This is a genomic window from Rathayibacter sp. AY1A4, from assembly GCF_002930955.1.
Lineage (GTDB): Bacteria > Actinomycetota > Actinomycetes > Actinomycetales > Microbacteriaceae > Rathayibacter.
Window position 1 is genome coordinate 24,777 of the sequence record NZ_PSTN01000006.1, and the last position, 18,969, is coordinate 43,745.

The window sequence follows — 18,969 nt, forward strand, 5'->3', positions numbered from 1 at the left end:
AACCGGTCGGAGTGCTGTGCGTCCCGGGAGCCCTCAGCCGAGAGCCGCCACCCGCTCGATCACGCCCTCGCCCAGCCGGGCGACGTACCCCTCCGGATCCGGCCCGGCCGGCGCCAGCTGCACGTGGTCGATCCCCAGCGCCGCGTACTCCTCCATCGCGCGGACGAAGCCGTCGGGGTCGCCGATCGGATCGCCGCCCCCGGTGATGGTCTTCGTGATCGTCGCGTAGTCGCGCCCGAGGTCGTCGCAGTGCCGCTTCAGCACGTCGAGCTTGTGCGCCACGTCGTCCGCGCCGGTGCCGAACAGGTTGCAGGCGTCGCCGTACTGCGCGACCAGCCGCAGCGTCTTCCTCTCTCCGCCGCCGCCGATGAGGATGGGCGGGCCGGGCTGCTGGATCGGCGCCGGGTGGTTCAGCGTCTCGGCGAGCCGGTAGTGCGTCCCCTCGAACGGCCCGTCGTCGTCGCTCCACATCTGACGGCAGATCCGCAGCGTCTCCTCCAGCCGCTCGAACCGCTCCTTCAGCGGCGGGTACGGCACACCGAGCCCGAGGTGCTCGCGCTCGTACCAGGCGGCGCCGATGCCGAGCATCGCGCGCCCGCCGGAGAGCACGTCGAGGGTGGTGACGATCTTCGCGAGCAGTCCCGGATGGCGGTACGTCACGCCGGTGACGAGGAGCCCCAGCCGCATCCGCTCCGTCCGGCCGGCGACGAAGCCGAGCGAGGTGTAGCCCTCGAGCATCGGATCCTCGCTCGTCGCGAAGTGCTCCATCTGGAAGTAGTGGTCCATCAGCGTGAACCAGGCGCAGCCGACGTCCTCGGCCGTCCGCGCGGTCGCTCCGAGGATCGGCGCGATCTGCGCACTCCCCCCGCGCAGAGTGAAGTTCATGAAGTGAATGCCGAGCTGCACGCGCGTCTCCTGTCGTCCCGGGATGTCCAGGAGCCAGTGTGCGCCGAGCCACCGCTCAACACGCCGACGCGCCCGCCTCTGAGCGGCGTCTCATCCGTTCCGCGGCGTCTCGGCCGATCGCACCCGCCGAGGGGCGGTCGCCCTCACTCGCAGACGCGGAAGCGGTTCCGGTCGAACCCGACGACGTCGCCGACGGCGAGCTGGCGGCCGCGGCGCAGATCGACCTCGCCGTTGACGGTCACCAGCCCCTCGGCGACCGCCTCCTTGGCCTCGCCGCCCGAGAGGATCCCCGCGAACTTGAGGAACTGGCCCAGGCGGATCGACCCGCCGCCCAGCGGGACGTCGACGGGCTCGGGGACGGCAGCGGCGCCCTTCACGTCAGACCGCCGGGATGTCGGCGAAGCGCGAGAAGTGGCCGTGGAAGCCCACGGTCACCGTGCGGGTCGGGCCGTTGCGGTGCTTGGCGACGATGAGGTCGGCCTCGCCCGCGCGCGGGTTGTCCTTCTCGTAGGCGCTCTCGCGGTGCAGGAGGATCACCATGTCGGCGTCCTGCTCGATCGAGCCGGACTCGCGGAGGTCCGAGATGGCGGGGAGCTTGTCGGCGCGCTGCTCGGGGCCTCGGTTCAGCTGCGAGAGCGCGATGACCGGCACCTGCAGCTCCTTCGCGAGGAGCTTGAGGGCACGCGAGAACTCCGAGACCTCCTGCTGGCGGCTCTCGACCTTCTTGCCGGAGGTCATCAGCTGCAGGTAGTCGATGACGACCATCTTGAGCCCGACCCGCTGCTTGAGCCGGCGGCACTTCGCCCGGATCTCGACGAGGGTCATGTTGGGCGAGTCGTCGATGTAGAGCGGCGCGTCGTTGATCCGGCCGCGGGTGGAGGCGATGGTCGTCCAGTCGCGCTGGTCGACCGTGCCCTTGCGCATGTGCTGCAGCGGCACGGACGCCTCGGCCGAGAGGAGGCGCATCGCGATCTCGCTGCGCCCCATCTCGAGGGAGAAGAAGATCGTGGCCATGTTGTGCTTGATCGCGGCGGCGCGGGCGAAGTCGAGCGCCAGCGTCGACTTTCCGAGCGCGGGGCGCGCGGCGACGATGATCATCTGCCCGGCGTGGAAGCCGTTGGTCAGGTCGTCGAGGTCGGCGAAGCCGGTGGGGACGCCGGTGAAGCTGCCGTCCTTGTGAGCGGCCGCCTCGATCTCGTCGATCGCGACGGTCACCGCGTCGGTCAGCGGGACGTAGTCCTCCGCCGTCTCGGAGCCGGTGACGTTGTAGATCTCGGCCTGCGCCGTGTTGACCAGGTCGAGCACCTCGCCCTCGCCCTGGTAGCCCATCTGCGCGATGCGGGTGCCCGCCTCGACGAGGCGGCGCAGCAGAGCGCGCTCGGCGACGATGGAGGCGTAGTAGCCGGCGTTGGCCGCGGTGGGGACCATCGAGGTGAGCGTGTGCAGGTAGTCGGCGCCGCCGGCCCGCTGCAGCTCGCCCTGCTTCGTGAGCTCGTCGGTGACCGCGATGACGTCGGTCGGCTCGCCGTGCGAGTAGAGGGCGAGGATCGCGTCGAAGACGATCTCGTGCTTGGGGATGTAGAAGTCGGTGCCCTTGACGCTCTCGACGACGTCGGCGACCGCGTCCTTCGAGAGCAGCATGCCGCCCAGCGCCGACTGCTCGGCGAGGAGGTCGTGCGGAGGGGTCCGCTCGTTCCCGCGCGACTCGCCGCGGTCTCCGCGACCGTCCCGTCCGTCCGAGCCGGGTACCGCCAGGTGCGCGATCGTCATGCCTTCGCCTCCTCCTGTCGGGTGCTGCGCGTCCGGTCGAGCCGGTGCCGGGATCCGGTCTACCAGCGACCTCCGACAGCGGCGCACGGGCGCCTGCCCGCACCCCTCGCGGGGCGCTGCGCCACCCTACGGACCGCCGCCCGCGGCACGCAAACCGCCCTGTGGAGAGAGCTGTGCAGAACCGAGGGGAAACGCCGGGCCCACTGTGGGCAACGTGTGGACAACCCTGTGGGATCAGCGGCCCTCAACAAGTTTTTTCCGGCTCTTGACCAGGCATTTCCTGCTTTCCACAGGTGTGTGGGGAAAAGAGTCTCAAGACCACAGTGAAGGTTGGTCCCGCCGGAGGGTGTATGTGGATGGAGCTGTGGAGAACGGGAACGACGAAGGGCGGTGCGAGGGGACTCGGAAGTCCCGTCGCACCGCCCTCCGCGGCGTTCTCACGGCCTTACTTGGCCGCGACCACCTGCAGCTTCACAGTGGCCTGGATGTCGTCGCGCAGACGCACCACGGCCTCGTGCTCGCCGACGTGCTTGATCGCGTTCGAGATGACGATCTTGCGCTTGTCGAGCTCGCCAAATCCGGCCGCCGCCACCGCGTTCGCGATGTCGGAGGTCTTCACCGAGCCGAACAGGCGGCCGTCCTTGCCGGCCTTGACCGTCAGCTTCACGCGGTTGGCCTCGAGGACCTGCTTGGTGTGCTGGGCCTCTTCGATGGTCTTGTGCTCACGAGCGGCTCGCGCCGACTTGATCTGCTCGACCTGCTTCTCGCCACCGCGGGTCCACGCGACGCCGAAGCCCTGCGGGATGAGGTAGTTGCGGGCGAACCCGTTTTTCACGTCGACGACGTCGCCGGCCGAGCCGAGTCCGTCGACCTCGTGGGTCAGGATGACCTTGGACATACCGTTACCTACCTTCCGCTGCCGGCGTAGGGCAGGAGCGCCATCTCGCGGGCGTTCTTGACGGCACGGGCGATGAGGCGCTGCTCCTGAACGGAGACGCCGGTGATACGACGGGCGCGGATCTTCCCGCGCTCCGAGATGAACTTGCGGAGGGTCGCGACGTCCTTGTAGTCGATGACACCCACGCGGACCGACTTCGCGGGGGCCGCGTTCTTCGCGCCCTTGCCGCGGATCGGCTTGCGGCGGTCGCCGCTGCTCTTTCCAGCCATAGTGGTTTCCTTAGATTCTGGTTCGCCCCTGCCCCGCCGCGAGCGATCGCGGTGCGGGGGAGGCGTGATTCAGGTGAGGAGAGCGTCCGAGCCGAGGCTCAGAACGGCGTCTCGTCGTTGTAGCTGCCCGGCGTGCTCCACACGTCGCCACCGGCGGGAGCGCTCGGCGCCCACGGCTCCTCGGCCTGACCGCCACGGTTGCCGCCGGCGTTGCCGGAGCCCCCCTGACCGCCGCCGCCGAAGCCGCCCTGGCCGCCGCCGATCTGACCGCCGTTGCCCTGGCCGCCACCGGCCTGGCCGCGTCCGCCTCCACCGGAGGCGCGCGTGACCTGCGCGGTCGCGTAGCGCAGCGAGGGCCCGATCTCGTCGATCTCGAGCTCGATGCTGGTGCGCTTCTCGCCTTCCTTCGTCTCGTAGGAGCGCTGCTTCAGGCGGCCGGTCGCGATGACGCGGCTGCCCTTGGTCAGCGTTCCTGCGACGTTCTCGGCGAACTCGCGCCAGACGGAGGCGCGGAGGAACAGCGCTTCGCCGTCCTTCCAGTCGTTCGCCTGACGGTCGAAGGTGCGCGGCGTGGAGGCGATGGTGAAGTTCGCGACCGCGAGCCCGCCCTGCGTGTAGCGCAGCTCGGGGTCGGCGGTGAGGTTCCCCACCACGGTGATGATCGTCTCGCCGGCCATGAGCGCTACGCCTTGGGAGCGGCCGAGGCCTTGGCGGCCTTGCGGGCGGCCTTCTCGTCGGCGAGCTTCGCGGCGGCCGCGACCTGGGCGATGCCCTCCTCGGCCCGCAGCACCTTGGTGCGCATGACGGCCTCGGACAGCTTCAGCTGACGGTCGAGCTCGTTCGCTGCGGCGGAGGTCGACGTGAAGTCGACGACGGCGTAGATGCCCTCGGACTTCTTGTTGATCTCGTACGCCAGACGACGGCGGCCCCAGACGTCGACCTTGTCGATGGATCCACCATCGGTGCGGATGACGTTGAGGAACTTGTCGAGACTCGGAGCGACGGTGCGCTCATCGATCTCGGGGTCCAGGATGACCATGATCTCGTACTGATGCGTCACTAACCCACCTCCTTCGGACTGAACGGCCACGGTATTTCCGTGACAGGAGGGTATGTAGCATCTGCCCACTCCCGCGGACGCGAGTGCGTCTGGTCGTGGACAACCTGTACAGACTACAACAGGACCGCCGCGACGCGCCGGACGGATCCGCTCGAGGCGCACCACCCGGGCGCAGGGCGAGGCGGGCACGGGGCCCCGCTCAGCGCCTCAGCGCGACGCCCACCACTCGCGGAGCCGCTGCGTCGCGACCTCCTCGCCGAGCGGCCCCTCCTCGAGCCGCAGCTCCAGCAGGAACCGGTACGCCTGCCCGACCTCGGGGCCCGGGGCGAGGCCGAGGATCTCCATGATCCGCGTGCCGTCGAGGTCGGGGCGCTTGGAGGCGAGCTCCTCCTTCTCGGCGAGCTCCGCGATGCGCGCCTCGAGGTCGTCGTAGGCGTGCGCGAGCCGATCGGCCTTGCGGCGGTTGCGCGTGGTCACGTCGGCGCGGGTGAGGATGTGCAGCCGCTCGAGCAGAGGCCCGGCGTCGGTCACGTAGCGGCGCACCGCGGAGTCGGTCCACGCGCCGTCCGTGTACCCGAAGAAGCGCAGGTGCAGCTCGATGAGGCGGGCCACGTCCTTCGTCGTCTGGTTGTCGAACTTGAGCGCGCGCATCCGCTTGATCGCGAGCTTGGAGCCGACCAGGTCGTGGTGGTGGAAGCTCACCGCTCCGGCCGGCTCGAGCCGCCGCGTGGCTGGCTTGCCGATGTCGTGCAGGAGAGCGGCGAGCCGCAGCACCACGTCGGGCGCGGCTCCGGGGTGCCGCGACTCCTCCAGCGCGATCGCCTGCTCCAGCACGGTGAGGCTGTGGGTGTAGACGTCCTTGTGGTGGTGGTGCTCGTCCTGCTCTAGGCGCAGTGCGGGCAGCTCCGGGAGGAAGCGACCGGCCAGACCGGTGTCGACGAGCAGCTCCAGGCCGGCACGGGGCGAGGCGGTCGCGAGGAGCTTCCGCAGCTCCTCCTGCACGCGCTCCGCCGAGACGTCGTCGATCCGTCCGGCGAGCTCGGCCATCGCCCACTCGACCTCGTCGGTGGTGCGGAAGCCGAGCTGCGAGGTGAAGCGCGCGCCGCGGAGCATCCGGAGCGGATCGTCGCCGAAGGAGAGGTCGGCGGGGGAGGGGGTGCGCAGCCGGCCGGCGAGCAGGTCCTCCACTCCTCCCGAGGGATCGACGAGGACGACCTCCGGAAGCCGCAGCGCCATCGCGTTGACCGTGAAGTCGCGCCGCACCAGGTCGCCCTCGAGCGAGTCGCCGAACTCGACCTCGGGCTTGCGGCTCACCCCGTCGTAGCTGTCGCTGCGGTAGGTCGTGATCTCGACCGTCTCGCCGGCCACGCGAGCGCCGATCGTGCCGAAGGCCCGGCCGATGTCCCAGTGCGCCTCGGCGATCGGAGCGACGATCCGCACGATGTCGTCGGGGCGCGCGGAGGTGGTGAAGTCGAGGTCGTGCACGCCGTGGCCGAGGAAGGCGTCGCGGACCGGGCCGCCGACCAGCGCGAGCTCGTGGCCCTGGGCTGCGAACGCCTCCGCCAGCCGCGCCACCGTGGGCGTCCCCGCGAGCGCGCGGAGGGTCTCGAGAGCGGTCTGGACGCTGTGCATTCGCACGATCCTAGTGGCGGGGGGTGTCCCGTCAGCGGGTGACCGTGCCAGGGGGTTACAGGGGGATCCGCGTGCACAGCGGACGCACCGCCTGCCCCGAGGAGGGCTGCCCGTAGAATCACCCGCATGGAGGCCGAGTGAGTCCGATGCATCGGCGCGACCCCTCCCTCCGCTCCCGCCGCTCGCGGGCGGCCCTCCTCCTGCTCCGCTCGGCAGGTGCCGCCGCCCTCGCGCTCGGCCTGACCGGCGTGGCCTCCCCCGCCCTCGCGGCCCCGGTCGCCGCCGCGACGGCGACCTCGACGCCCGCTCCCGGCATCGTCACCACGACCGCGGGGGCCGGCAGCGACGGCGTCCTGCGGCCCGGCCAGGACCTCGAGCTCTCGATCGCCGTGCGCAACGGCACCACCGAGGCGATCGACAGCGCCGACGTGACGGTCGCCCTCTCCTACGCCACCCTCGACACCCGCGCGGAGCTGCACGACTGGCTCGACGCCGAGGCCGACAACGACACCGACCCGGTCCGTGCGACCGCCCAGCTGCGCCTGCTGCCCTCCAGCACCGCCGAGGCCGGCCTCACCGTGCCGGTCGACCAGATCCCCTTCTCCAACGACCGGACCGCCCTCGGCACCCACGCCGTCCTCGTCACGGTCACCGGTCCGGGTGGTGTCGTCTCGACCGCCCGCACGGCCATCGAGCTGACCGACGACGCGGCGGCCCCGGAGCGCGAGACCGGCGTCAGCGTCCTCGTCCCGCTCACCGTCCCGGACACGGCCGACGGCCTGCTCTCGGCCGAGGCCCTCGCCGACTACACCGACGGCACGGGGACCCTCACCCGGCAGCTCGACGCGGTCGCGGGGAAGGGCGTCACGATCGGGGTCGACCCGCGCATCCTCGCCTCGATCCGCATCCTCGGCAGCGCCGCTCCGGAGTCGGCCCTCGACTGGCTCGACCGGCTGCAGTCCGTGCCGAACGAGCGCTTCGCCCTGCCGTACGCCGACGCCGACGTCTCGGCCCAGGCGCAGGCCGGGCTCTCCGCCCTCCTCTCTCCCACCTCCTTCGAGTACGCGATCGACGACACCCGCTTCGCCGCGGTCCCCGGCACCGCCAGCCCGGCGCCCACGGTCGCCGTCGACTCCGACCAGCCGGCCGAGGAGCTGCCGGCGCGTCCGAGCACCGAGTCGCTGCTCGCCTCCGACTGGAGCACCTCCCTCGGCAGCGTCGCGTGGCCCGACGAGGGCACCCTCCGGGGGTCGGACCTCGACGTCTACGCGGCCAGCGGAGTGAACCGCACGGTCGTCCCCTCCTCGGGTCTCCTGCTGCCGGAGGAGGTGACCACCACCTCGCGCGCCACCGTCGGCGACTCGGACCTGGTCGTGGCCGACTCGCGCCTCACCGAGGCGTTCGACGCGGCCGCCACCGCCACCGACGACACCGAGTGGCGCGCCCGCATGTCCGAGATCGCCACCGATCTCGCCGAGGTGCAGGAGGAGGGGACCGCGCCGGACGTCGTGCTCACCCTCGGCCGCGGCTCGGCGATCGGCGCCGCGCGCCTCTCCGAGACCCTCGACGCGATCGAGTCGCTGCCCTGGGCCCGCGGAGTCGCCCTCTCCACCGCCCTCGCCGTCCCCGCGACCGAGGGCGCGAGCGTCGTCGACTCGCCGGAGTCGGAGTCGCGGCTCGACCGGGTGCGCGACCTGCTCGACGCCGGCTCCGAGGTCGAGGCGTTCTCCTCCGTGCTGCAGGAGCCGGAGCTGCTGTCGGGCAAGAGCCGCAACGACGTGCTGGCGCTGCTCTCGGTGACCTGGCGCGGAGACGGCAGCGGCTGGGGCGACGCCGTCGGCGCGGCCATGACCGAGGCCGACCGGACGCTCTCGCTGGTGTCGATCGACGCGACCGGCAGCATCCTGCAGGTCTCCCGCGACTCGAGCATCCCCGTGTACGTCCGCAACGAGCTCCCCTGGCCGATCGCCGTCCGCATCCAGGCCTCGACCTCGAACGCCGTCCTCGACATCGACGAGGAGGCGATCGAGACCACCGAGATCGACGCCCGCTCGCAGGGCCGCGTCCTCATCCCCGTGAAGGCCCGGGTCGGCAACGGAGAGACGAGCCTCGGCCTGCAGCTGACCTCGGCGCAGGGCGTCCCCATCGGCACCCCCACGGGCATGACGACCAGCGTCCGCGCCGACTGGGAGACCGTCGGCACCCTCGTCATCGGGATCGCGCTCGTCGTCGTCTTCGGAGCCGGCATCCTCCGCAACATCCGCCGTCGCCGTCGAGGCGACACCCCAGAGGACGAGGAGGACCCGAACGCCGTGCTCGAGGTCCAGCCCGACCTCGACGACCAGCGATCGGACCCGCGTGGCTAGCTTCTCCCTCGGACGCGCGAGCGCCGTCCTCGCCTCCGGCACGATGGTCTCGCGGATCCTCGGCTTCGTCATGTCGATCGTCATGGCGAACACGATCGGAGCCGCGGTCGCGCCGGGCGCGGACGCCTTCACGACGGCGAACCTGCTTCCCAACACGATCTACTCGATCATCGCGGGCGGCGCTCTGAACGCCGTCCTCGTCCCGCAGATCGTGCGGGCGGGCCTCGACGCCGACGGCGGCCGCGGCTACATCAACCGCCTGCTGACCCTGGCGCTCGGCCTGCTCCTGGTGACCACGATCGCCGCCACGGTCCTCGCTCCCCTGCTCGTGCGCCTCTACGCGCCCGGCTACGGACCGGAGCAGTACCAGCTGGCCGTCGCCTTCGCGTTCTGGTGCCTGCCGCAGGTCTTCTTCTACGGTCTCTTCACCATCCTCGGCGAGGTGCTCAACGCCCGCGGCTCGTTCGGCCCCTTCACCTGGGCGCCCGTGCTGAACAACGTCGTGGTGATCGCCGGGCTCGTCGCCTTCATGGTGCTGTTCGGCGCCGATCCGGAGGGGAACCGTCCGGTCGACTCGTGGTCCCCGGCGATGGTCACCCTCCTCGGCGGGAGCGCGACGCTGGGCATCGTCGTCCAGTCGCTGTTCCTGATGCTCTTCTGGCGGAGGGTCGGCCTCAGCTACCGCCCCGACTTCCGCTTCCGGGGCGTCGGTCTCGGCACGGCCGGGCGGATGTCGCTGTGGTCGTTCGCCACGGTGCTGCTGACCATCGTCGCCGGCATCGTCGAGAGCCAGGTCTCCTCCACCGCGTCCGGCGAGGGGCCCTCGGCCGCGGCGCTGCAGAAGGCGTGGCTGATCTTCATGCTGCCCCACTCGGTGATCGCGATCTCGATCGCCATGGCGTACTTCACCAAGATGAGCGGCCACACCGCACGGGGGGAGATGAAGGAGTTCCGCTCGGACGTCTCCACTTCGCTCCGCCTGGTGCTGATGATGCTCGTCTTCGCCGCCGCCGCGATCGTCGTGGTCGCGGTGCCGTTCGGCTCCGTCTTCACCGACTCGTTCGCGGACGCGCAGGCCATCGGAGCGATCGCCGTGGCCTACGTGATCGCCCTGCCGCTGTTCTCCTCGATCGCCATCATGCAGCGCGCGTTCTACGCCCTGAGCGACGGAGCGCGGCCGTTCCTGTTCACCCTGGTGCAGGTCGTCGTGGCGGTCGCCGGGTACCTGATCGTGCTCCGGCTCCCCGCTGACCGCACCGCTGTCGGCATCGCCGCTGCGACCTCGCTCGGCATCTGCGTGCAGGCCCTTGTGGCGGCCCTCCTCCTGCGCCGCCGGCTCGGCGGCCGCGGAGGCAGGCGGATCCTCGTCAGGCTCGCGCAGTTCGTCCTCGCCGCGGTGCCCTCCGCCGCCGCCGGCTACGGCGTCCTGGTCGCCCTCGGCGGCACGCGCGCGGGCGGTTTCGCCGTCTCGAACTACGTGGAGCCGCTGCTCTCGATGGCCGCGATCGGCACCGTGATGGCGCTCGTCTACTTCGCGGTCCTCTGGTTCCTCCGGGTACCGGAGCTGCGCGCCGTTCTCGCTCCGGTGATCCGCCGACTCGGCCGCTGATGCTGCTCCGGTAAAAGCCAGGTCAGATCGCATTTCCTGGGCTGCTGCATCGAGCGGCGCGTGGCGCGACCGGCACTCCCGGGCTCGCGGAATAGTGCCCGCCTAGGATGTGTTGTAGCCCACGGAGCCGCGGAACGATTCGAGCGACCGGCTCCGGGTGCTCGGCTCCCGCCCCACCCGTCACCGCTCGTACAGACCCCGAGGAGTTGCCGTGCGCGACATCGTCATCATCGGATCCGGCCCCGCCGGCTGGACCGCCGCCATCTACGCGGCGCGCGCCGAGCTGCACCCGGTGGTCGTGGCCTCGTCGGTCGAGATCGGCGGCGACCTGATGAACACGACGGACGTCGAGAACTTCCCCGGCTTCCCCGACGGCGTCCTCGGCCCCGAGCTGATGACCTCGATGCAGGCGCAGGCCGAGAAGTTCGGCGCCGAGACCTTCTACGACGACGTCACCTCCCTCGATCTCGAGGGTGAGATCAAGACCGTCCACCTCGGCTCCGGCGAGAGCATCGAGGCGAAGACCGTCGTCGTCGCGACCGGATCCGCCTACCGCAAGCTGGGCCTCCACGATGAGGACCGCCTGTCGGGACACGGTGTCTCGTGGTGTGCCACCTGCGACGGCTTCTTCTTCAAGGGGAAGACCATCGCCGTCGTCGGCGGAGGCGACTCCGCCATGGAGGAGGCGACCTTCCTCACCAAGCACGCCGCGAAGGTCTATGTGATCCACCGCAAGGACTCTCTCCGCGCCTCGAAGGTCATGCAGAAGCGCGCCTTCGACAACGAGAGGATCGAGTTCATCTGGAACGCCGAGGTCACCGGCATCACCGGTGAGAACCACGTCGACGGCGTGAAGCTGCGCGACACGGTCGACGGCACCGAGTCCCACCTCGACCTCGACGGCCTGTTCATCGCGATCGGCAACGACCCGCGCACGCACGTCGTGCACGGCAAGCTCGACCTCACCACCGAGGGCACCATCTCGGTGGTCGGCCGCTCCTCCCAGACCTCCGTTCCCGGCGTCTTCGCCGCCGGCGACGTGATCGACCCGACCTACCGTCAGGCCGTCACCGCCGCGGCATCCGGAACGGTCGCCGCCCTCGACGCGGAGCACTACCTCGCTTCGCTCGCCGATGGCACCGCCCACACCGAAGGCTCACCCCGGGCCGAGCTCATCACCCGCTGACCGTCCGGTCATCGCACATCGGAGCCGGCAGCCCGCCGACTCGTGAAGGAGAGAACACCATGTCCACCGCGAAGAGCGTCACCGACGCATCGTTCCAGTCCGACGTCCTCGACTCCGAGAAGACCGTCCTGGTCGACTTCTGGGCCGAGTGGTGCGGCCCCTGCCGCATGGTCGCGCCGATCCTCGACCAGATCTCGGCCGAGCACGGCGACAAGATCGAGATCGTCAAGCTGAACGTCGACGAGAACCCGCAGACCGCTGCGAAGTACCAGATCACGTCGATCCCGGCGATGAAGGTGTACCAGAAGGGTGAGGTCGTGAAGACCGTCATCGGCGCCAAGCCGAAGCCGGCCCTCGAGGCCGACCTGGCCGCGTTCCTCTGAGTTCGCACTCCTGACCGCCCTGCGGTCTCCGAGAGCCCCTGTCACGTCGTGACGGGGGCTCTCCTCGTGCAGGGCTGTTTCACGTGAAACAGCCCTGCTGCGGCGCAGGCCACGATCCCTGCAGTGGCGCCCGACCGCCCCGCCGCAGCACAGGACCGGCCGGTACTGTGGATCCACCCGGCTCCGGCCGGAGAGACCCTGTCCACCGAGCGAAGCGGAACCATCGTGACCAACCGCGGCACCAACCTCGACCCCTGGTACAACTCCTATGCGGAGCGCACGGCCGGTCTGGCCGCCAGCGAGGTCCGAGCCCTGTTCGCCGTCGCGTCACGCCCCGAGGTGGTCTCGCTCGCCGGCGGCATGCCGTTCGTGTCCGCGCTCCCCCAGGACCTGGTGACCGGCGCCATCGACACAGTGATGCGGGAGCAGGGGCCCGTCGCGCTGCAGTACGGGTCGGGCCAGGGCGTCCCCGTCCTGCGCGAGCAGATCCTCGACGTCATGGCCCTCGAGGGCATCTCCGCCAGCGCGGACGACATCGTGGTCACCACGGGCTCTCAGCACGCCCTGGAGCTCGTTTCAAAGCTGTTCCTGGACCCGGGGGACGTCGTCCTCTCCGAGGGCCCCAGCTACGTCACGGCGATGGTCATCTTCCGGTCGTACCAGGCCGAGGTCGAGCACGTCCCGATGGACGAGCACGGGCTCATCCCCGCAGCCCTCCGCGAGCACATCGCCCGCGTGCGCGCCGCCGGGAAGACGATCAAGTTCCTGTACACGATCCCCACCTTCCACAACCCCGCAGGCGTGACCCTCAGCTGGGAGCGCCGCGTCGAGATCCTCGAGATCTGCAAGTCCGAGGGAATCCTCGTGCTCGAGGACAACCCGTACGGCCTCCTCTACTTCGAGGACGTCCCGCCGAAGGCGATGCGCTCGCTGGAGGAGGACGGAGTGATCTACCTCGGCACGTTCTCGAAGACGCTCGCTCCCGGCTTCCGGGTGGGCTGGGCTCTCGCTCCGCACGCGATCCGCGAGCGGCTGATCCTCGCCAACGAGGCGGCCGTCCTCAGTCCGTCGTCCTTCAGCCAGCTGGTCATCTCGAAGTACCTCGAGACGGCCGACTGGCGCGGACAGATCGACACCTTCCGCGGCGTCTACCGTGAGCGGAAGGAAGCGATGCTGAAGGGCCTGCAGACCCATCTGCCCGGCCTCAGCTGGACGAACCCGAACGGCGGCTTCTACGTCTGGGTCACGCTGCCCGAGGAGCTCGACTCCAAGGCGATGCTGCCGCGCGCGGTGAAGGAGCTCGTCGCGTACACGCCGGGCACTGCGTTCTACGGCAACGGAGACGGACGTCAGAACATCCGCCTCTCGTTCTGCTACCCGACGCCGGAGCGGATCGGTGACGGCATCCGCCGCCTCGCCACGGTCATCAACGGGGAGCTCGATCTGCTGTCGACCTTCGCGGGCACGGGCCGGCTGAGCAGCGCCGACGCGAGCAAGCGCGACGCCGTCCTGCCGCCGAACGTCTCCTGACACCGCTCCTTCGATAAGAAAGCCCTGGTCATGACTGATTTCTCTGTGCTCGACCGTACTCTCGACATCGTCGTCATCAGCGGCGGCATCAGCCACGAGCGCGATGTCTCCCTGCGGTCGGGCCGTCGCGTGGCGGATCGTCTCTCCGCGATGGGCCACCGCGTCTCCCTGCACGAACCGGACGCCGGTCTTCTCTCGATGCTCCTGCAGAAGCGTCCCGACGTCGTCTGGCCCGCAGTGCACGGGGCGAGCGGTGAGGACGGTGCGCTCCTCGGGCTCCTCGAAGCGGCAGGCTTCGCCTACGTCGGCTCGCAGACGGACGCGGCGCGCTTGGCCTGGTTCAAGCCCACCGCGAAGACGCTCGTCGCTCGCGCCGGCTTCTCGACCCCGCGCTCCGTCACCCTCCCCCGCGAGACCTTCCGCGAGCTCGGAGCAGCCGGGATCCTGGAGCTTGTCGAAGCGCACCTGCCCGGCTCCCTCGTGGTGAAGCCCGCTCAGGGCGGTTCGGCCCAGGGCGTCAGCATCGTGTCGGAGTCATCGCAGCTCCCGCGAGCGATGGTCGAGGCGTACACCTACGGCGACGTCGTTCTCATCGAACAGCAGATCCAGGGGACCGAGGTCTCCGTCGGTGTTCTCGACCTCGGTGACGGACCTTTCGCCCTGCCGCCTGTCGAGATCGCACCCGTCGCTGGCCAGTACACCTTCGAGGCGCGCTACAACGCGGGGGAGACGCACTTCTACACGCCGGCACGGATCTCGCCGGAGATCACGGAGGAGGTGTCCCGCGTGGCCGTTGCAATCCACGAACTGCTGGGACTCCGCCACCTGTCGCGGCTCGACTTCATCATCGACGAGGCCGGACTCCCCTGGTTCTTCGACGCGAACGTCCTTCCCGGAATGACCGAGACCTCACTCGTTCCTCAGGCCATCGAGGCATCCGGCCGCTACCTCGGCGACGTCTACTCCACCCTCGCGAAGCTCGCAGCCTCCTGACTCCATACCGTTTCACGTGAAACGGTCGTCCGCTGCGCGTACGCTCCTGATCACGTGGCTGCTGAGTTCTGAACGAGTGCTCGAATCCATGCCAGACGAGTAATTGCGTCGCGGCCGATCAGGACCCTCTATCGCCGCCTTCTCCCTACAATGCGGGTCGAGTAGCCGCTCAATAACGGGTCCACGTCTTCATCAGCAGACCAGTAGTGGCAACCCGGGGAAGAACCCGAGGCCGCGTATCGACTCCCACCAACATTAGACATCTGTCGCCGCGCCGGTCGATTATCCGCAGATCAGCGTGGTATATCCCGCCCCCGGCCGCCACCTTTTCACCAGGCCCACGGGCATCCATCGCCACCTGGTCCTCGTCGTCATGCTGGTCGAGTAGACGCATTGCCGCGTATCGAGACCCGGCCACCCCCAGTGGGTACCTGGTGAGCGTTGCTTGGAGCGATGTATCCACGCCCACTGTCTGGCCATATCCGCAGACCTAGCGGTGAGGAGCAGTTGTGCGTCGAATCGAGGCTCACCACGATCGCCGCCCGCGCCATCTCTGCAGAGACACAACATGGTCGATCGACGCTGATCGACACCAGCCAGCCGTCGCCATGCTGGTCGAGTAGCCACAATGCAACGTATCGAGACCCACGGCCCGAAGGGACCCCTATCGCTTGGTTCTCCGACCTCAACTCCGCCTCGGGCGGGTGGTGTTTCAATCTCGGCTGGTCAGGCGAGCAATCTCTTTCGAGCATTGCGGTCGAAGTCGGTCCCACGATGATCCGCATGGTCGTCCAACGTTTTCGGCAGGGGCGTTTCACGTGAAACGCTTCCGCAGCCGTTGAGGAACTTCAATCCGAAATGTTGCGCCCGTTGGAGCGAGTCGAGCCGATGAGGGCCTCCCCTCCTACATGACAAGCTCGTAGCTCTTCAATGGCTAGGCCGCCCTAGAGCGCACCGTTTCACGTGAAACGGCCCTTCCATCGTCTCTTTCAGTGCTCTCCGGGGGCGACCGCCGACGGGGTCCTCCGTCAAACCTCGGCGAACCCACTCATCACATCCGCGTCGATCCGCGAGAACGAAGCGATACTGCATTTCGTCTAACTCGCCCCCCCGCCAGCCAGTTTCTGGAGGCCCAGGAAGCGCTCCTCACCGGCGAATTGGGATGCACGGACAGCCGAGGGGGTCCTCATCTCAGCGGCCAACGTAGGAATGTTTTACGTGAAACACTCCGCACGGGAATATCGGCGACCATGACGTCGCCCTGGGCAGCGGAGAGCGCCACCGAGTACGACCCACCCAGGCACCCGTCCTGCGCCCGCCAGCGAGTCACCGAAAGCGACATGAACTCCGGAGGTCAACGAGGTCTGAACTCAGCCAACCCTAGATCCGGCGATCCACGACTACTCAACCGCCATGTAGGCGCATCGTGAGCTGCTCTATCCAGAGATCAATGCCCCAGATACCCGGCGATCGTCGCCGTTCGGCTATACCAGCCGTATTCTCGACCAGGCCCGGAGTCAGCAGGGCCCCGCAGAACCTGGGGCCACTTCATCAGACTGTGCCGGTCACAAGGGCTCATCAATCAGAGAGATGGCGACGGCCGAGAATGCACAGCTCACAAGGCATTTCGTAGGCCGCCTCAAGCGTACCGATTCCTGTGATCGCGGTGCCGACGAGGGGAGCGGATACCGCCACATCGGCGATTGCGGCCAAGTGGCGGCCACTAGGCCGGCCACTACGGAGCGAGCGACACCTCGGTCGGCTCCCCGATCTCGGCGAGGATGCGGTTCAAGTCCTGGATGGTGGCGAAGTCGATGACCATCTGGCCCTTACGTGCGCCCAGGGTGACCTTGACGCGCGTGTTCAACCGGTCGCCGAGGTGATCCGCGATCGACGAGAGGTGTCCGGAGTGCCCGCCCTGCTCCTCCACCACGGGACGCGTGGTCGTCCGCGGCGCCTTCATCTGCGCCGCGGCGGCCTCGGCGGCGCGGACGGACAGGTCCTCGTTGACGATCTTGTCGGCCAGGCGGCGCATCATCTCGATGTCGTCGAGCGACAGAACCGCGCGCGCGTGTCCCGCGGTCAGGACGCCGGCAGCGACGCGGGCCTGCACATCGGCCGGGAGGCGCAGGAGACGGAGTGTGTTCGAGATCTGCGGGCGAGACCGTCCGAGCCGCGTCGCCAGGGCCTCCTGGGTGATCCCGAAGTCGCTGAGGAGCTGCTGGTAGGCGGACGCCTCCTCGAGCGGGTTGAGGTCGGCGCGGTGCAGATTCTCCAGCAGCGCGTCGCGGAGCATGTTCTCGTCGGCCGTGTCCTTGACGACCGCCGGGATGGTGGTCAGTCCCGCGGCCTTCGAGGCGCGGAACCGGCGCTCACCCATGACGAGCTCGTACTTCGCTCCGCCGCGAGCCGTCACGGGCCGGACGACGATCGGCTGCAGCACTCCGAACTCGCGGATGCTGTGGACGAGTTCCGCGAGGTCGTCCTCGTCGAACACCGACCGCGGCTGCGCCGTGTTGGGGGTGATGTCGGCGAGGGGGAGTCGCGCCAAGCGCGCTCCGGGGACCTCGAGGAGCTCCTCGGCACGGGCCGAATCGCCGACCTGATCAGGGAAGAAGACGTCGACGGGCCGGGAGCGCGACTCGTCGCTGGTCGGGATGAGCGAGCCGATCCCCCGGCCGAGTCCCGTGCGCTTGGTCGCCATCAGCGTGCCTCTCCTTCGTGTGCCGTCTCGGGTGTCTTCCGGGCTCCGCGTCGTGCGATCTCGGCGGCCGCCTCCAGATACGCCAGCGAACCGGACGACTGCGGATCGTAGCTGATCACGCTCTGTCCGTAGCTCGGCGCCTCCGAGATCCTCACGTTGCGCGGGATCACCGCGCGCAGCACCTCCTTCGGGAAGTGCTCTCGGACATCCGCTGCCACCTGCTGGGAGAGGTTGGTGCGGCCGTCGTACATGGTCAGGAGGATCGTCGAGACACCGAGGTTCGGGTTGAGGTGCCGCTCGATCAGGTCGATGTTCTTGAGCAGCTGGCTGAGCCCCTCGAGCGCGTAGTACTCGCACTGGATCGGGATGAGCACCTCGCGAGCGGCGACGAACGCGTTGATGGTCAGCAGACCGAGCGACGGCGGGCAGTCGATGAAGACGTAGTCGAACGGCTCGTCCATGGTGTCGAGCATGCGGTCGAGCGCCCGGCGGAGACGCTGCTCGCGTGCGACGAGCGAGACCAGCTCGATCTCGGCGCCGGCCAGGTGGATGGTCGCCGGCACACCGTAGAGCGAGGCGAACTCGGGGCTCTTCTGCACGACGTCCGCGAGGGGAGTGTCGTTGACGATCACGTCGTACACGCTGGCCGTCTCGGCACGGTGCTCGATGCCCAGGGCTGTCGACGCATTGCCCTGCGGATCGAGGTCGATGACGAGCACCTTCGCCTCGCCGCGGGCGAGCCCGGCGGCGAGGTTGACGGTCGTCGTTGTCTTGCCGACGCCGCCCTTCTGGTTCGAGATCGTGATGACGCGCGTCGACTCGGGCTTGGGCAGCGGCTGGGCGTTCAGCAGTGCGCGCCGGCGGGTCATGTCCGCGATCTCCCGGGCCAGGGGAGTCGAGGAGTCGAAGCCTCCGGTCAGACCGGCGGAATCGGGTTGTTTCACGTGAAACCTTCGCTCAGCGAGTGGGACGGACATCAGCACCGAGGAGTCGACGGACGAGGAGTCGGGGGCTCACTGCGGCGTCGTGGCGATCAACCCACTGTAGCCCGGACGACCCTCGTCACCTCGGAGAGCACGCCGTCGCCGAGCACGACGACCTCGGGCGGGGAGAGCCGGAAACGACGGATCTGCTTGGCCGCAGCCTCGATCTCCTTCTCGGCGTTGATGCCCTTCAGCAGGACCAGCTCGCCTCCGGGCCGCAGCAGCGGCGCGGTCAGCGGGATCAGCTTCGAGAGGGCGCTGACCGCCCGAGCGGTCACCTGGTCGAGAGGCTCCGGGAGCTGCACCTCTTCGGCACGGGCGCGAAGAACTGAGACATTCTCGAGTGCGAGTCCGTCGACCTGCTCCTGAAGCCAGACGACGCGACGCTCCATCGGCTCGATGAGCACGAAGCGGACGTCCGGCCGCACGATGGCCAGGACGAGCCCGGGAAGGCCCGCGCCACTGCCGACATCACCGACCAGTCCCGGACGCAGGAGAGGGGCCACCAGGGCGCTGTTGAGCACGTGCCGCGTCCAGAGACGGGGGAGCTCCAAGGGCCCGATCAGGCCGCGCTCCTCACCCTGGTCGGCGAGAGCCTCCGTGAACCGCCGCAGGAGGGGCAGGCGGTCGCCGGCGATCGCCGCAGCGGCTGCGGGCTCGGCCTCGAGGGTCGACTCCAC

17 protein-coding genes are annotated in these 18,969 nt (G+C 69.3%); 6 read left to right on the forward strand and 11 right to left on the reverse strand.

All coding sequences use genetic code 11. The features are described 5' to 3' along the window. Positions 1 to 33 precede the first annotated feature (33 nt). The 8 genes from C5B92_RS05280 to C5B92_RS05315 form a co-directional block, all read right to left on the reverse strand. Positions 34 to 906, reverse strand: a complete 873-nt coding sequence (locus tag C5B92_RS05280) for an LLM class F420-dependent oxidoreductase (protein WP_374952916.1) — start codon at positions 904 to 906, stop codon at positions 34 to 36. A 143-nt stretch (positions 907 to 1,049) separates the two neighbouring features. Continuing rightward, a complete protein-coding gene (locus C5B92_RS05285) occupies positions 1,050 to 1,283 on the reverse strand; it encodes an RNA-binding S4 domain-containing protein (protein WP_104255635.1) in 234 nt (77 codons plus the stop codon). Between the two features lies 1 nt (position 1,284). Further along, positions 1,285 to 2,676 (reverse strand): replicative DNA helicase, encoded by a 1,392-nt coding sequence (gene dnaB / locus C5B92_RS05290; RefSeq protein WP_104225797.1) that lies wholly within the window; start codon positions 2,674 to 2,676, stop codon positions 1,285 to 1,287. Positions 2,677 to 3,121: 445 nt separating this feature from the next. Next, the gene (gene rplI / locus C5B92_RS05295) at positions 3,122 to 3,574 is read right to left on the reverse strand and encodes a 50S ribosomal protein L9 (protein WP_104222692.1); all 453 of its coding nucleotides are present in this window, start codon (positions 3,572 to 3,574) and stop codon (positions 3,122 to 3,124) included. An 8-nt stretch (positions 3,575 to 3,582) separates the two neighbouring features. Continuing rightward, positions 3,583 to 3,843, reverse strand: coding sequence for a 30S ribosomal protein S18 (rpsR, locus tag C5B92_RS05300; RefSeq protein ID WP_055784551.1), 261 nt, complete (start codon positions 3,841 to 3,843; stop codon positions 3,583 to 3,585). A 98-nt stretch (positions 3,844 to 3,941) separates the two neighbouring features. Next, positions 3,942 to 4,520 (reverse strand): single-stranded DNA-binding protein, encoded by a 579-nt coding sequence (locus tag C5B92_RS05305; RefSeq protein WP_104222691.1) that lies wholly within the window; start codon positions 4,518 to 4,520, stop codon positions 3,942 to 3,944. A gap of 5 nt (positions 4,521 to 4,525) precedes the next feature. Next, positions 4,526 to 4,903, reverse strand: coding sequence for a 30S ribosomal protein S6 (gene rpsF, locus C5B92_RS05310; protein WP_068207796.1), 378 nt, complete (start codon positions 4,901 to 4,903; stop codon positions 4,526 to 4,528). Positions 4,904 to 5,110: 207 nt separating this feature from the next. Then, positions 5,111 to 6,535 (reverse strand): CCA tRNA nucleotidyltransferase, encoded by a 1,425-nt coding sequence (locus C5B92_RS05315; protein ID WP_104225796.1) that lies wholly within the window; start codon positions 6,533 to 6,535, stop codon positions 5,111 to 5,113. Positions 6,536 to 6,681: 146 nt separating this feature from the next. On the opposite strand from C5B92_RS05315, the gene C5B92_RS05320 reads away from it, so the two are divergent. From C5B92_RS05320 to C5B92_RS05345, 6 genes are all read left to right on the forward strand, one after another. Further along, positions 6,682 to 8,901: a DUF6049 family protein gene (locus tag C5B92_RS05320; RefSeq protein ID WP_104350128.1), complete on the forward strand. Its 2,220-nt coding sequence runs from the start codon at positions 6,682 to 6,684 to the stop codon at positions 8,899 to 8,901. Further along, the gene (gene murJ / locus C5B92_RS05325; protein ID WP_258061264.1) at positions 8,894 to 10,510 is read left to right on the forward strand and encodes a murein biosynthesis integral membrane protein MurJ; all 1,617 of its coding nucleotides are present in this window, start codon (positions 8,894 to 8,896) and stop codon (positions 10,508 to 10,510) included. The genes C5B92_RS05320 and murJ overlap by 8 nt, the downstream gene beginning before the upstream one ends. 211 nt (positions 10,511 to 10,721) lie before the next feature. Beyond that, positions 10,722 to 11,696, forward strand: coding sequence for a thioredoxin-disulfide reductase (gene trxB / locus C5B92_RS05330; protein ID WP_104291944.1), 975 nt, complete (start codon positions 10,722 to 10,724; stop codon positions 11,694 to 11,696). 59 nt (positions 11,697 to 11,755) lie between these two features. Then, on the forward strand, positions 11,756 to 12,079 hold the full coding sequence (gene trxA / locus C5B92_RS05335; protein WP_104222687.1) for a thioredoxin: 324 nt from the start codon (positions 11,756 to 11,758) through the stop codon (positions 12,077 to 12,079). A 198-nt stretch (positions 12,080 to 12,277) separates the two neighbouring features. After that, positions 12,278 to 13,609 (forward strand): PLP-dependent aminotransferase family protein, encoded by a 1,332-nt coding sequence (locus tag C5B92_RS05340; RefSeq protein ID WP_374952920.1) that lies wholly within the window; start codon positions 12,278 to 12,280, stop codon positions 13,607 to 13,609. 30 nt (positions 13,610 to 13,639) lie between these two features. Beyond that, on the forward strand, positions 13,640 to 14,602 hold the full coding sequence (locus C5B92_RS05345) for an ATP-grasp domain-containing protein (protein ID WP_104274112.1): 963 nt from the start codon (positions 13,640 to 13,642) through the stop codon (positions 14,600 to 14,602). A gap of 1,735 nt (positions 14,603 to 16,337) precedes the next feature. Here the strand turns inward: C5B92_RS05345 and C5B92_RS05350 are convergent. The 3 genes from C5B92_RS05350 to rsmG all read right to left on the reverse strand — a co-directional run bounded on the left by C5B92_RS05350 (position 16,338) and on the right by rsmG (position 18,969). Beyond that, a complete protein-coding gene (locus C5B92_RS05350; RefSeq protein WP_104274113.1) occupies positions 16,338 to 17,306 on the reverse strand; it encodes a ParB/RepB/Spo0J family partition protein in 969 nt (322 codons plus the stop codon). After that, positions 17,306 to 18,250: a ParA family protein gene (locus C5B92_RS05355; protein ID WP_374952917.1), complete on the reverse strand. Its 945-nt coding sequence runs from the start codon at positions 18,248 to 18,250 to the stop codon at positions 17,306 to 17,308. The genes C5B92_RS05350 and C5B92_RS05355 overlap by 1 nt, the downstream gene beginning before the upstream one ends. A gap of 89 nt (positions 18,251 to 18,339) precedes the next feature. After that, positions 18,340 to 18,969 carry a 16S rRNA (guanine(527)-N(7))-methyltransferase RsmG gene (gene rsmG, locus C5B92_RS05360; protein WP_104274114.1) on the reverse strand — a complete coding sequence of 210 codons (630 nt, stop codon included), beginning with the start codon at positions 18,967 to 18,969 and terminating at the stop codon, positions 18,340 to 18,342.

What these genes read in the sequence shown, in the direction of transcription:
- rplI (WP_104222692.1), bottom strand. Translation starts at nt 3,574, where the DNA reads ATGTCCAAGGTCATCCTGACCCACGAGGTCGACGGACTCGGCTCGGCC.
- C5B92_RS05320 (WP_104350128.1), top strand. Translation starts at nt 6,682, where the DNA reads ATGCATCGGCGCGACCCCTCCCTCCGCTCCCGCCGCTCGCGGGCGGCC.
- trxA (WP_104222687.1), top strand. Translation starts at nt 11,756, where the DNA reads ATGTCCACCGCGAAGAGCGTCACCGACGCATCGTTCCAGTCCGACGTC.
- C5B92_RS05305 (WP_104222691.1), bottom strand. Translation starts at nt 4,520, where the DNA reads ATGGCCGGCGAGACGATCATCACCGTGGTGGGGAACCTCACCGCCGAC.
- dnaB (WP_104225797.1), bottom strand. Translation starts at nt 2,676, where the DNA reads ATGACGATCGCGCACCTGGCGGTACCCGGCTCGGACGGACGGGACGGT.
- C5B92_RS05345 (WP_104274112.1), top strand. Translation starts at nt 13,640, where the DNA reads ATGACTGATTTCTCTGTGCTCGACCGTACTCTCGACATCGTCGTCATC.
- C5B92_RS05350 (WP_104274113.1), bottom strand. Translation starts at nt 17,306, where the DNA reads ATGGCGACCAAGCGCACGGGACTCGGCCGGGGGATCGGCTCGCTCATC.
- rpsR (WP_055784551.1), bottom strand. Translation starts at nt 3,843, where the DNA reads ATGGCTGGAAAGAGCAGCGGCGACCGCCGCAAGCCGATCCGCGGCAAG.
- C5B92_RS05315 (WP_104225796.1), bottom strand. Translation starts at nt 6,535, where the DNA reads ATGCACAGCGTCCAGACCGCTCTCGAGACCCTCCGCGCGCTCGCGGGG.